13 protein-coding genes are annotated in these 13,301 nt (G+C 47.5%); 4 read left to right on the top strand and 9 right to left on the bottom strand.

What is annotated here, in order from left to right; genetic code table 11:
• Positions 1-41 precede the first annotated feature (41 nt).
• From QMY49_RS19305 to QMY49_RS19285, 5 genes are all read right to left on the bottom strand, one after another.
• Positions 42-827 carry an outer membrane lipoprotein-sorting protein gene (locus QMY49_RS19305; RefSeq protein WP_061009073.1) on the bottom strand — a complete coding sequence of 262 codons (786 nt, stop codon included), beginning with the start codon at positions 825-827 and terminating at the stop codon, positions 42-44.
• Positions 820-2,088 carry an ABC transporter permease gene (locus QMY49_RS19300; protein ID WP_029790514.1) on the bottom strand — a complete coding sequence of 423 codons (1,269 nt, stop codon included), beginning with the start codon at positions 2,086-2,088 and terminating at the stop codon, positions 820-822. The genes QMY49_RS19305 and QMY49_RS19300 overlap by 8 nt, the downstream gene beginning before the upstream one ends.
• The gene (locus QMY49_RS19295) at positions 2,076-2,774 is read right to left on the bottom strand and encodes an ABC transporter ATP-binding protein (protein WP_005428878.1); all 699 of its coding nucleotides are present in this window, start codon (positions 2,772-2,774) and stop codon (positions 2,076-2,078) included. Before QMY49_RS19295 ends, QMY49_RS19300 begins: the two co-directional genes overlap by 13 nt.
• Before the next feature lie 10 nt (positions 2,775-2,784).
• Positions 2,785-3,453, bottom strand: coding sequence for a hypothetical protein (locus QMY49_RS19290; protein WP_283316155.1), 669 nt, complete (start codon positions 3,451-3,453; stop codon positions 2,785-2,787).
• Positions 3,454-3,537: 84 nt separating this feature from the next.
• A complete protein-coding gene (locus tag QMY49_RS19285) occupies positions 3,538-4,458 on the bottom strand; it encodes a LysR family transcriptional regulator (RefSeq protein WP_038869882.1) in 921 nt (306 codons plus the stop codon).
• 119 nt (positions 4,459-4,577) lie between these two features.
• On the opposite strand from QMY49_RS19285, the gene QMY49_RS19280 reads away from it, so the two are divergent.
• The 3 genes from QMY49_RS19280 (at position 4,578) to rodA (ending at position 8,035) form a co-directional block, all read left to right on the top strand.
• The gene (locus tag QMY49_RS19280) at positions 4,578-5,627 is read left to right on the top strand and encodes an HlyD family secretion protein (RefSeq protein WP_017818313.1); all 1,050 of its coding nucleotides are present in this window, start codon (positions 4,578-4,580) and stop codon (positions 5,625-5,627) included.
• Between the two features lie 10 nt (positions 5,628-5,637).
• A complete protein-coding gene (locus tag QMY49_RS19275) occupies positions 5,638-6,648 on the top strand; it encodes a DUF2955 domain-containing protein (protein ID WP_050908377.1) in 1,011 nt (336 codons plus the stop codon).
• A gap of 304 nt (positions 6,649-6,952) precedes the next feature.
• Positions 6,953-8,035 carry a rod shape-determining protein RodA gene (gene rodA / locus QMY49_RS19270; protein WP_005428884.1) on the top strand — a complete coding sequence of 361 codons (1,083 nt, stop codon included), beginning with the start codon at positions 6,953-6,955 and terminating at the stop codon, positions 8,033-8,035.
• 83 nt (positions 8,036-8,118) lie between these two features.
• Here rodA and QMY49_RS19265 read toward each other — a convergent pair whose 3' ends face one another.
• From QMY49_RS19265 to QMY49_RS19255, 3 genes are all read right to left on the bottom strand, one after another.
• Positions 8,119-8,835, bottom strand: a complete 717-nt coding sequence (locus QMY49_RS19265) for a YebC/PmpR family DNA-binding transcriptional regulator (RefSeq protein WP_017189799.1) — start codon at positions 8,833-8,835, stop codon at positions 8,119-8,121.
• A gap of 135 nt (positions 8,836-8,970) precedes the next feature.
• Positions 8,971-9,180, bottom strand: a complete 210-nt coding sequence (locus QMY49_RS19260) for a DUF3283 family protein (protein WP_005448858.1) — start codon at positions 9,178-9,180, stop codon at positions 8,971-8,973.
• Between the two features lie 94 nt (positions 9,181-9,274).
• Positions 9,275-11,200 carry an ATP-binding protein gene (locus QMY49_RS19255; RefSeq protein ID WP_283316148.1) on the bottom strand — a complete coding sequence of 642 codons (1,926 nt, stop codon included), beginning with the start codon at positions 11,198-11,200 and terminating at the stop codon, positions 9,275-9,277.
• 68 nt (positions 11,201-11,268) lie between these two features.
• Here QMY49_RS19255 and QMY49_RS19250 point away from each other — a divergent pair, with 68 nt between their 5' ends.
• Complete coding sequence (locus tag QMY49_RS19250) at positions 11,269-12,024, top strand: substrate-binding periplasmic protein (protein WP_045485964.1); 756 nt, start codon at positions 11,269-11,271, stop codon at positions 12,022-12,024.
• Positions 12,025-12,119: 95 nt separating this feature from the next.
• Here the strand turns inward: QMY49_RS19250 and ribA are convergent, their stop codons facing one another.
• Positions 12,120-13,178 (bottom strand): GTP cyclohydrolase II, encoded by a 1,059-nt coding sequence (gene ribA, locus QMY49_RS19245; protein ID WP_283316142.1) that lies wholly within the window; start codon positions 13,176-13,178, stop codon positions 12,120-12,122.
• Positions 13,179-13,301: the final 123 nt, after the last annotated feature.

Below are 13,301 nucleotides of genomic sequence, written 5' to 3'. Positions count from 1 at the left end.
CTTCCTTGCTCGTTTTCATGGTTCTATTTACGGAGTTCAGGCTAAAGCTGAGTCGTATTGGCTTTAGGCAGATAGCTTGGGTTGTAGAACTTGTTATCCAGTTGCCAAGGCACGATTTCTTGGTACTCGATAACGGTCTTTTTGCTCGGCTGAATGCTATCAAGCAAGGTCATCTCACTGACGTAGTCTTCACCGTTGTCGGTTGCACGTCCGTATTGCGCTTGCTTGGCGAGTTTGCCAGAGCGCAAGTAAAGATCGGCTTTGATAGGAAACGCATCTTGCTCAGACAACCACAAGTCGATCTTCTGATAGCTCGCCCCTTTGGTTTTCGCGGTTAGAGCAAGATGATAAGCCGCGACACTTTCTCCGTTCACCGAAACGGTTTCTGTCGCTTTCCATTCACCTTGATAATCTTGGCTCCACGTCAGGGTTGAGATGTCGCCGATAGACGCTTCCCCAAGCAGCTTTTGCATCGGCGTAATGCGAATCGGACGGCGGCTCTTAGGCATTTGCAGCCAGTAGTTGTCGCCCATCATCAGCATCTTTTGCCCAGCTTCGACTGCTGATTTGAACACCACCAGCGATTCACGATTTGGACGCGTGTACACGTGGTAAAGGCGGGTTTTATCTAACTCTTGGTCTTGATATAAGCGCACCAGTGACACCACTTTGGAGGAATCATCTTGCAAGCGGTAGCTGTCGGCTTTTTCAATCAATTGCGCAACTTGCTGTGCATCTAGCGCTGTTTCATTTGCACTGACATTCATGCTTGCAACGCCGCTTACCGTCAGCAGTGCAATTGGTAATAGTGATTTGAAATTAAACATAAATCAGTGCCTCCGTAATTGGCTTGTTCACCCCTTTGCGCGCCGAGAAAAACGCCGCAACCAAACAAATCATCAATACCGCGAATCCTGCGACAGCCACCAGCTCCCAAGAGAAGTAAATCGTCAATGGGTAACCTTCTGTGCGTCCTGGCGGTGGCGGCATTTGCACATCCACGACCATCAGTAAGACGGTGACTAACGCAGTAAACAAAGCGCCGATTAAGCTGCCAATCACCGCAAGTAACCCTGCTTCGCGTAAGAACCCAGCAATGATCTCGCGAGGGTAGCTACCAAGCGCTGACAAGGTGCCAATTTCACGGGTACGCTCGGTGACCGACATGGTCATGGTGTTGAACAGGGCGACAAAGACTACCAACGCCATTACTGCGCCCATGATGCCGAAGATGCGGTCGTACAAATCTTTCACTTTGAGATAGAAGAACGCACGTTCTTGCCAAGGCGTAATCTCAATATCTTGATCGCCAAAGTTCTGCTTTTGCTTACTCAGAACCGAAGCCACTTGTTGCTCGACTTGGCTCGTTAAACTGGTGTCGAACAAGAAGACAGATAACGCACTGACTTTGTCTGAACCGAGCAGCGATTGCGCGCTGTTGATGTGCACGTACAACTGGCGTTTATCAAGCTCTGGTACGCCTGTTGAATAGATGCCACGAACTTTGAAGTCATACGCGTTCAATGCGCCGTCAGTTGTGGTCGCCAGCAAAGTAATCCAATCGCCAACGTGCACGCTTAGGTTGTTCGCCAAATCAACACCGAGCATCACTTCTGGCTCTGCTGGGTCATAACGCGATGCGTGAATGTTGGACAGCGTTTGCCCTTCGCGCACATCCAAAAACGGTCCTTTCATATCGAATTCGCGCTCGTTCACACCAATGCCGATAAAGATCGATGATTTGTTACCATTGGAAATCAACCCACTGAACTCAACTCGTGGCTGCACGCCTCGCACTTCGTTTAAGCCAATCAATTGCTTGGTAATGTCGTCTGCATGAGTTAACCCGTTACTCAGCGGCATCTCTTCTTCTTTGGCGAAGTAACCCGGAGTGGTTAACGTCAGATGCCCCGTGTCACGCGCTGTCGATTCTTTCAAACTGTCATAGGTGTACAGACCAAAACCGCCCGCACTGGTTAACGCAAACACGGCAATAGCGATGATCAGCATCGACAACAAACTGCGACGGCGATTGCGTTGCAGGTTCAACCAAGCAAGACGAACCGAAACAGGAATTAGCTTGCCCATGAAACCTCCTCCACACTTGCGTGCGTTTGGGTAATTTTGCCATCCACCAATTCAATGGTGCGATCACAACGGGATGCCATGCGAGGGTCGTGAGTGGCGACGATAAAAGTGGTGCCTAGCTCGTGTCCGAGCCCTTTCATAATGTCGATGACCTTGTTGGCAGTTTGGCTATCAAGACTTGCGGTTGGCTCATCAGCAATCACCAATGCCGGTTTGTGCACTAAGGCGCGCGCAATTGCCACGCGTTGTTGCTGACCGCCTGATAGGTTATCGGGCATGTGATGAATAAACTCGCCCAAGCCAACGTGTTCTAGCATTTGTGTGGCGAGCTCGGTTTGTTCAGCTTTTGAAAAGCCGTTGAGGTGTAACGGATACGCCACGTTCTCTAACGCTGTCATCACGGGGACAAGATTGAATTTTTGGAACACAAAACCAAGCTTTTCACGACGCATTTTCGCCGCCTGCATTTGCCCGGTTGGGTATGGGCTACCTGCAAACGTCACCTGACCTTGGTATTGAGTATCCAGCATACCAAGCACGTTAAGTAAGGTGCTTTTGCCTGAGCCAGACGGTCCGCATAATGCCACCATTTCGCCCGCAAATACTTCACCAGACACGTCTCGCAATGCATGCACGGTTTGGCTGCCAAGGGCGTAATCGCGACTAAGTTGATTAAAAACGATCATGACGCTCCCCCTAATACTTGGCTAGCAGCGCTTTCGCGGTTTGCGTTTCTAAATTGCTGTCACCCAACTGCTCCATTTGCACTAACCATGTTTTGGCTTGTTGAACATCTTCAGCGCGCAGTGCCGCTTCAATGGCATAACGGTAAATCCAAGATGTAGCGGCGAAAGGTTGCTGACTAAAACTCGGCTCATCGAGCAATGAAAGGTACAGCTCGTAGCCACGCTCAAAGTGATTGAACATGTCAGGTAGAGAGGTAAACGTAGTAGCTGCCATGGCGGTAGCTAGCTGGTATTCCGGCAAGCCTTGTAAGCGTTGCTGCTCTTGCAGTAGTACTGGCTGATTCGCCATTAGGTCCAAACCTTTTTGGATAGTGGCAAGACCGCGCTCGGTGAACTTCATCTTGTTCCAAGGCATAAACGCCTCACGACCTTGCAACGTCTCCGCACTGCCTAAGTAAACCAAGGTCACCGGCGTTGCGCCCTGCTCCTCGAGTTGTTTGGATAATTCGCCGTAAACGGTATCAACTAAGCCAGAGTCACCCTGCGCAGCTTGGTTGAATTGACTGAGTGTGCGCTCGCTTGGATTAGCCAGAGCCAGATGGCTGCTAAGTGCAAATGCGGCGATAAACGTACTTGCCAGTTTAAGAGCTTTAATTGAGCGAGATTGAGAAACCATCATGTACTGTCCTTAGTTGAACGTAATTTGATGGTTTCAGATTAAGGGAGAAGATCGCACGCTGCTTTTGCATGCGACCAATGGCAGTTATATGGAGTGAATGGTATTGAGAGAGGATGAATGGTTTCGCTCCTCTGAAGCCTGCAAAATCGCTTCGACCATTAAGGTCAGCGCTTTAGGCTGATAGTTACGCTGACGATAAACCAAATAGGCTTCGCGATCCCCGCGGCTATAGGATGGTGCGACGCGCACGAGATTCAATTCAGGCTTAACGTGGCGTAATGGGATCGACGCAATTCCCAAACCGTTTTCCACCGCTTTGATCACTGCGGTGATGTCATTGACCACTAAGCGCGGCTTGCAGTTGAGCATGTCCACCAGCTTGTCTTGTTGGTAGATAGGCACTTGTGTGGTGTGTGTGCTGGCTACCCAGTCTTGCTTGGCTAAATCTTGTAAGGTTTCAATATTGCCGCCCGCTTGCGCTAGATATTCAGGGCTAACAAAGAAAGCGTGCTCTACTTTAAACAATGGGCGCGCGATCATGTCGTCCAAACCATCCAAATCGAACGTCACCACCAGATCGCGGTCGGTTTCTGGAATCGAATTCACTTGGCTAAGCAGAAGATCAATGGTCACTTTTGGATAGGTTTTGATGTAATCCTCAACCACCTTATCGACTAAGTCATTGTAAAAGCGGCTTGGCATCACCAATCGGATTCGCCCCTCCACTTCTTGGCTTTGCTGATTGAGCTGCAAGATGCCGGATTCAATCTGCGACATCGCACTGCTGAGCTGATCAAACGCCTGTAAGCCTGTCTCGGTTGCCACCAACTCACGTCCTTTCTTCTCCAGCAATCTCAATCCTAGACGCGCTTCCAGCGCCGATAAACGACGAGACATAGTAGAGACCGGCAGTTCGAGCTTTTTCGCCGCCGCGAGCAGAGAGCCTTGCTCAACCACTGAGCAAAACAGGTACAGATCATCAACGTTTCCAAATATGGAATTCATACTTCTTCCATTGGTTATTTTTTCCAATTTTAGATGAGTATAACCTAGCCCACGTAGAAAAGAGACCCGAATATGCCGTGAACGCGGCGCGTAATAACGAATGAATACTAGGTACAGACGTGAAAGAAAATTTTTATAAATACGCGATATACACTGTTTTTTCAGCGGCTGCTTTGTTCTCCGCTTTTTTAGTCACCTCAGACAATGTTTCCCCTTTCACCACCCAAGCGACACTGCATCGTAATGTCGCAACCATTGCGCCGGAGGTATCTGGTGTGATTACGGATGTGATGGTGAATAACGGTGAATTGGTTGAAAAAGGTCAGCCACTGTTTGCTATCGATGCCAGCAGCTACCAATTGAAAGTGGCACAAGCCAAAGCCGAACTGCGCCAAGCACGTGAATCAGATTCCGCGAAATGGCAACAATTGGCAGCAGCGAAACAAACCCAAAGCCAACGCGAGTTCGAATACCACAACGCGAAGCAAAAACTGACGCGTAACCAAAAACTGCGCAACAAAGGGCTGGCAACTGAGCAAGAACTTGATGACGCGATCACCAATACACAAGTCGCCAGCAGCGCGGTTGAAGCAGCGAACGCAGAAGTGAAACGCATTGAGGCAGAGCTTTCTACTCAAGACCGCACAGCGGCTATTGAATTGGCAGAAGCAAAACTTGCCAGTGCGGAGCTCGACTTAAGCCATACCCAAATCGTGGCGCAAACTGAAGGCGTGGTAACGAACTTGCAACTGCAATCAGGCAGCTACATCACACAAGGCACAGCTTCGTTGCTGCTGGTGGACGAAGCTCATGCGTGGATCAGTGCGGACTTCAACGAAAAAGGCATTGATAAGCTAACTAATGGTCGCGAAGTGTTGGTGTCCTTCGATGCGCTACCAGGCAAAGTATTTACTGGTGAAGTCAGCAGCCAAGAGCGTGCGATTTACGATACCAACAATGCTAATGGGCAGCTTTCTAGCGTGACCAATGATACTCGTTGGATCCGTGAGCAACAGAAAGTGCGTACTCGCATTACAGTTAACGAGTTGGATCCTTCTATGATTTCTGGTTCACGAGCAAGTGTGATCGTTGAAAGCGGCAATCCAATCATGGATGTCATTGGCTCAGCTTGGATTCACTTGGTAGCGATGTTCCGCTACATCTACTAGGGGGTGAACCATGTGGACCTTCGAAAGCCTGTTTCAAAGTCGTTCTGAGCGTAATGAAGCACTGCGTGTCGCCCTTACTGTGACAATTTGTATGGTGCTGGGCAAACTGCTGAACCTTGATTCTCCAGTTTATCTGGCGCTGTACCCAACCATCATCATGACCAAGAACAAAGACTATTCTTGGCTTGGTCTGCTTCGCACCTTGCTACCTACGTTATTAGCAGCAAGTGCAGCATTAGTGGTAACTGAAGTGTTTTCGCAGCATCCGTTTGTGGTGTGGACCATTAGCTTGTTCTTCTTCGATTTCATGCGCCGCAGAGCGACCACACCGCCGAAGAAAGGTCAGATGCTAATGCCAACCTTCAACTGGATTCTGATTGTGGTGTTTGCTCAGCATACCACCATGGACATGCCAATGCGCATTCATGAAATCTTGCTGTCGATGCTGATTACCATGGTCGTCGCAAAAACCATGGTAGCTCTATTCCCTGTTGAACGTGGCGGCAAACCACCAGCATTTGAAGAAGAGCCTGTTACGTTTGAGAACCGAGCGATTTCACTTGCGTTGATTGGTCTTGGTGTGGCGTTCTTGATGATTGTCGACATCATCTCAGCAACGTTTTGTTTGGTGCCAGTGATTGCCGCAGCAACGCAAACCACACACAAAAGCTTTATCGACGTGGTTGACCGCCGTTTTCAAACTCAGGTGGGCGGCTGTGCATTAGCTGTAGTGTTCACCTTACTAATGGCTGGGCATCAGTCCACCTTCGGTTACTACACCATCGTATTGGGTCTGCTTGCCTTTATGATTACCGCATCAATGGCAAAAGCAAAAGGTCCAGCCAAAGATGTCCATGCCGATGCGTTATTGGCGACCATGTTGCCGATTCAACTCTACATGACCAGTAACGAGTTAGGCTTGGAGAGCACCTTCCTCCGAGCTTGGGAGCTCACCGTGACTTTGTTTGTGCTGTGGGCGTTGTACCATTTCACGCACAAGCCAGAAAAAGCCCAAGCCTAATCATGCCATCGCCTTAAGTGCTCAATACTTAAGGCGAATCTGCTCATTTCATTGCGCTGTCTGTACCAATTTCCATTTCAACCTTATAAAAAGTGTGGCGCAAAACCTCAGCCTGGTGTATTTATCCTTCCCACGACTTTCCAAGTCAGCTTACCCATAACAGGCGGCGTCGCACACTCCTCTCTTGCACACCTTTGCGTGGTGTCTGTTATTTCCAAATTGGATTCTTAGCATCGGAATAGTTTGAGCTCGCAGAGTTCTGGTTGTTTTCGCCCCGCGTTGGGGCGTTTTTAGGTTGTAGAAGATGAACAAGCGTTTCTTCCCTAGGATTGATTTGCCATTGCTGATGGCGATCATTCCGATCATGCTATTGAGTTCACTCACTCTCTGGAGTGCCAGTGGATTTAATGAAGCTATGCTATTTAAGCACCTCGCTCGATGCGGTTTGACGCTGGTGTGTATTTTGGTCATGTCGTCGATTCCTGCGTCCAGTTATCAACGTTCAGCGCCTTATTTGTATCTGGTTGCGGTTTCGCTCTTGGCTGCCGTTGCACTGTTTGGTGATAGCACCAATGGCTCACAGCGCTGGCTTGATATTGGCTTCTTCCGCTTTCAACCCTCTGAGCTGATCAAGCTCTCCATTCCCATTATGATCGCGTGGATGCTGCATCTAGAAGGTGGGCGACCAGACATTCGAAAAATTGCTTTCTGTTTGCTGATCACCTTTGTGCCTGCGGGCTTGATTGCCTTACAACCTGACTTAGACGGCGCTATCTTCACCGTGATTTACGCGTTGTTTGTACTGTTCTTTGCAGGCATGAGCTGGAAGATCATTGGCGGCTTTTTGGTGAGCATTCTAACGCTGGCACCAATACTTTGGTTCTTTGTGATGGAAGCGTATCAAAAGAGCCGTGTAACGCAGTTTTTGCACCCTGAATCGGATCCACTGGGTTCGGGCTACCAAATCATCCAATCGTTGATTGCGATTGGTTCTGGCGGCATGAAAGGCAAAGGCTGGATGAATGCCACTCAAGGCACGCTAGGCTTTATCCCTGAAAGCCATACTGACTTTATCTTCTCGACCTACGCAGAAGAATGGGGCTTTATTGGTTGTGTGGTGTTGTTAGCGTTGTATTTATTCATTACGGCGCGTGTGATGCTGCTAGCGTGCCAATCTGAGCATTTCTTCAGTCGCTTAGTGAGTGGCGCATTGGCGATGAGCTTCTTCCTTTATGCCTTCATCAACACCGGCATGGTAAGTGGCTTGTTACCAGTAATGGGCAGTCCACTGCCGTTCTTTAGCTACGGTGGTACGGCGATGCTGACTCAAGGCATCTGTTTTGGCGTGATCATGTCGCTGTGTTATTCCAAGTACCGAAACACTTAAACGCTAGTCACGATAGAAAAGACAAACAACACGATCAAAAAAGGCTTCCCTCGGGAAGCCTTTTTTACAACTGGAGAACCGAATTATAGTTCGCCGTTGTGGTATACCTGCTGAACGTCGTCACAGTCATCTAGAAGGTCTAGGAACTTCTGGAATTTCTCTGCGTCTTCGCCTGTTACTGGCGTGTTCGTTTGCGGTACGAATGTGATTTCTTCAACGTCGATCGTTAGATCTGGGAATGCACCGTTAAGCGCAGTTTTTGTTTTGAAGAACTCTGTGTGAGGTGCAAATACAGTGATAACACCATCTTCTAGCTCAACGTCAGTAACGTCCACATCTTCCATCATCAGCGTTTCTAGGATGATTTCATCATCTTCGCCTTTGAACTGGAATACAGCTTGGTGATCGAACATGTGAGAAACAGAACCTTCAACACCAATTTTCGCACCCACTTTAACAAAGCATTGGCGAACGTCTTGGAATGTACGGTTACCGTTGTCTGTTAGACAGTCTACGATCACGCTTGTGCCGCCAGGGCCAAAGCCTTCGTAACGTGCTGGAGTGTAGTCTTCACCACCGCCGCCGTTCGCTTTGTCGATCGCTTTATCGATAACGTGTGCAGGAACTTGGTCTTTTTTCGCTTTTGCGATCAGGTGCTTCAGAGACAAGTTCATGTCTGGATCACCACCACCGTTTTTCGCGCACATGTAAATTTCTTTACCGTATTTGGAATAAACTTTAATTTTTGCGCCTGCAGTTTTCGCCATAGAGGCTTTGCGCACTTCAAAACTTCTTCCCATCGGGATGTCTCTCTAAATTCAAATTTAATGCGAAGGATTTTAGCAAAGAGTGAACAGTTTTACCTTTCACCTTGCAAAGGAATGGGGAGGAAACCTCATTCGCCGCTGTGGTTTACACCAGAGCCACGGTTCGCTTTATGCGACACCCATTACTCGTTTGTACTTATCGACCGCCTGTTGAAAAAACACTTTCTCGTCAGCGTCGTTAATCTTAGACAGCTGTTCGTCTATTACCTCAGGACCAGATTTCGCTTCTTTAAGCTTCCAAACTAAAAACGACGCTTGTTTATCAAGCTCGACTTTGTTTTTCTCGTCAGGCGGCAACAGGGATAGATTGAACGACATTCACAGCCTCAAGGTACTTTAATAAATACTAGCCGCGCACTATAGCACACAGATTTGACTTTTAAGAAGTGAAACGCACTTTACTTGATCAATTTCAAGTTGCTTGTTTTGGATTCGATCGCGTTTGCAAGGAGTCTGGTAGATATCGCTCAAAGATTTGCTGTAACCGTTCTTTCGTCACCGGCTTAGCAACAAACTCATTCATGCCAACATCAAAACAGCGCTTTTGATCTTCCTTGATGACATTCGCACTCAAAGCAATGATCGGCACTTGCTGTCCCCACTCGTCCATCTTGCGAATGTTTTCAGTGGCAATAAATCCATCCATCACTGGCATTTGACAGTCCATCAATATCAAATCGAATTTATGCGCTTGGCATTGCTGGAGCGCTTCTTCACCATGTTCGGCAACATTCACCTGCATTCCGAGTTTTTCTAGCATCATGCGTACCACTTTCTGGTTCACTGCCGTGTCTTCCACCACCAGAATCCAAGGTTTCCCCTCGTCTTTGGCTGAGTTAATACACTCAGAAGTGATGGCATTACTCTCACCATTCGGAAAATCGAACACATTTGGTGCCTGAGGAGAAATAGCCTTTTCACTGACGATATTGAGTGGAATAGTAAATTCAAAACAACTGCCTAGACCGGGTTCACTGGTCAGACGGATTTCTCCGCCCATCACTTCGACCAAACTACTGCAAATCGCTAAACCCAAACCAGTACCGCCGTACTTACGAGTGGTACTGCCATCAGCTTGCTGAAACTTCTCAAACACCGCTTGTTGGTTCTCTTTGGCAATCCCAATACCCGAGTCCACAACACGAAAATGCACGCTGGCAACACCCTCTTCTCGGCTCACCTGCGACACCATTAACTTAACATGCCCGCGCTCTGTGAACTTCACCGCGTTACTGAGCAGATTGCTTAACACTTGTTTGAGTCTGCCAACATCCCCTTCGACTTCTAAAGGTAACTGAGGGTCGATATCACAAACCAGTTGAAGACCTTTTTGTTGAGCTTTGACAGTATGAAGACGCCCGACCTCATGAAGTAAATCGAGTAGATTGTAGGTCGTGGTTTCTAACTCAATCTTACCCGCTTCAATTTTGGAAAAGTCGAGGATGTCGTCGATGATGACCATCAAAGAGTTGGAAGAGCTGTTAATGATAGAAACGAAATCTTTTTGTTGATCATCGAGTTTGGTATCTCCGAGCAACGAAGCGATACCGATAATCCCGTTCATTGGCGTACGAATTTCATGGCTCATGGTGGCAAGAAATTCGCTTTTCTTACGGTTTGCCACTTCAGCTTTGTCACGTGCCTCTTCGATTTCAGCTTGGTGTTCTTTCACACGCTCAACACTTCGGTTGTATTTGCGTTCCAACAAACTCACTTCATCAAAGAACCAACGTTTTGGCAATGTCACTTTACTTGGTACATGACCGCCACTGAAATCGCTCACCGCACCGGAGAGCAACTCTAGTGGTTTCACCATCAAACGAAATGCCACCCATAAAACACCAATGATGAGTAAGAAGATCTTGATCGCTTCCGCGATCACGAGAAAAAAGAAGGTTTGCCATAACCCTTGATAGATCGGGCTAAGATCTGATTGCACCGTCACTTCGGCAAGATCATAAATTTTCGTCCCCATTTCGTATTTCAACGGCCATTGACGCTCGATCCGATCTTCCGTTAATGCGCTACCTAGTTCGAAGATCACTTCATCTGGGGTGGCAATTCTTAGATAGTCCACAGAGGGTAGGCGCATTGCGCCTTCAGCCTGAGTGCGTAACAGTTCTCTATCTTCAACCCACAAACTGGCAGAAAAACTGGACAGGTAGCTGGTTTTTACCTGTTCAAGTTCTACATCTAGGCGAGCGAGATCATCGTTGAAATCACGATAAAGGCTGATCGAAGAGATGATCACGGTAAAGATTAAACTCAACGCAAAAATCGCCAGCATCAATTGATTTCCGATACTAAATCGGCGTTGAGCTCGCTCTTTTATCTCCATATGAAATCGCTCCCTTAAACTTGCGCTACTATAAATATAGTCACGTCACGACAATAATCGAGGTTAGGATGAAAGGACTCTTACGTACATTAGGCTTTAGTTTTATGGCCTTAAGCTCATACTCTATGGCAAGCGAAGTGAATTATTACGTAATTGCTGAGCAAGCCCGCCCATTTCAAATAGAGCAGCAAGGAGAGCAACACTCTGGAATTGTGACTGATATCGTCAGCGCCATCTTTGCGGAATCCGATTACGAAGTGAAATACCACACCTACCCATTCAAGCGCATGATTTCGGTACTCGAAGCGGGCGGCGAGGAAAACTGGGTTACTTATGGCAGCCCGAATTGGGGGAAAGTGCAATCGGAAAACCTCTCTGAACAGCCTATTTACACTGTAAAACACGTACTCGTGTCCAGCAGCAAAGCGCCATTCAAATTTAGCGATATGCAGCACATGCAAGGTCGTTCTATCGTGCTGCTGCTTGGCTTCGATTATCCTAACCTTAGCCCATTCTTTGAAAACGGCACCGTCAATGAAATGCGCGTCAAAGACTACGACGCTGCTTATCGCGTTCTGCAACGTACTCCTGGTGATACCGCCTTCGTCGAAATGGAATCGCGCGTGATATACAACATTAAACGCCTAGAGTTGCCAATGGGAGATTTCCAGATCCAACCTTTCAGTTCAATCATTCCTGACTACTCCATCTATTTGGCTTTCTCTCCAGAGATGAACCCAAAAGTACAGAGCTTCATCAACAAACGCTTAGCGGAGCTTAAAAATTCAGGAAAAATCGACGACATCATCAAAAAATACATCTAATCACTCACGCTTGACCAATCATAAAAAGCCGCCAGCTTGGATAAGCTGGCGGTTTTATTTTTATTTCATCTCTGCAACTAATCTTGTTCGAGCGCTTAATCTTGTTCAACAAATTTGGGGTCAAACATGTGACCGAGCTTATTGGCTTTGGTTTGCAGATAATGTTGGTTATGCGGGTTATTGCCCTCTTGCAGTGGCACTCTTTCTACCACGTTGATGTTCACCTTCTTCAGCGCTGCAAGCTTACGTGGATTGTTGGTCATCAAACGTACTTCATCGATTCCAAGATGCTCCAGCATCCCTTTGCAAAACGCGTAGTCACGCATATCTGCGGCAAAGCCAAGACGTTCATTGGCTTCGACCGTGTCTGCGCCTTCGTCTTGCAAGTGATACGCTCGAATCTTGTTGATTAAGCCAATCCCTCTGCCCTCTTGGCGCAGATAAAGCAGCACACCGCAGCCTTCTTCGACAATGTTTTGCAATGCACGGTTAAGCTGGAAGCCACAATCACAGCGCGTACTGAATAGCGCATCACCAGTTAAGCATTCTGAATGCAGACGAATCAACGGTGCTTTACTGTTTGCTGGGTCACCATACACCAAGGCGAGATGTTCTTTTCCTGTCGCGTTCTCGATAAAACCATGCATGATAAACGTGCCCCATTGAGTTGGCAGTTTAGCTTTATCGACAAAGCGAACCAGACTATATGGCTCTACATGTTTTAGTTCAGCACGTACGTTCATCAAAATCTCCCCTAAATGGTTTTCACCCGAGCCGTCACCACCGTCACCCCAAAAGGCATCTTTATGCGAGTGTTCGGTCAAGCAGGCATTTCCTGTTTCCATTAACTGTTGGGCTAACAGTGGGTTTTGCAGAAACTTCTCACGGACGATAAACGCCATTACGGAGAGTTTGTCGTTATCCCAATCTTCTCGGACTAGGTGCTGATACTTACGGCTTAAAGCAAAGGCTTCGTCGGGGCTTTTCGCTAAGAGGATTTTGTTTTGCAGTTTGAGGTCACTGAATTTTTGAGCTTGATAATAATGTTCGCTGGTGGGCCAAGATTGGGTGGAAACTTTGATTGGAGCTTGGCAAAAGTTGGAGAGAAAACCGTGGGATTCATCGGGCTCATAGAAAAGGATCTGATCAACCATAATCGTACTCCTGACGTTGCTGTTTAATAGTCAACAAAAAGCATATTGCTATTGATATAAGCTTTAGTAACGCAGGGTAAGAAAGTCAAATAATTAGTTGTAAATCAGAAAAATGAAAAGGGC

The sequence above is a fragment of the Vibrio harveyi genome, from assembly GCF_030060435.1.
Classification (GTDB): domain Bacteria; phylum Pseudomonadota; class Gammaproteobacteria; order Enterobacterales; family Vibrionaceae; genus Vibrio; species Vibrio harveyi.
This window is presented reverse-complemented; position numbering and strand designations above follow the sequence as displayed.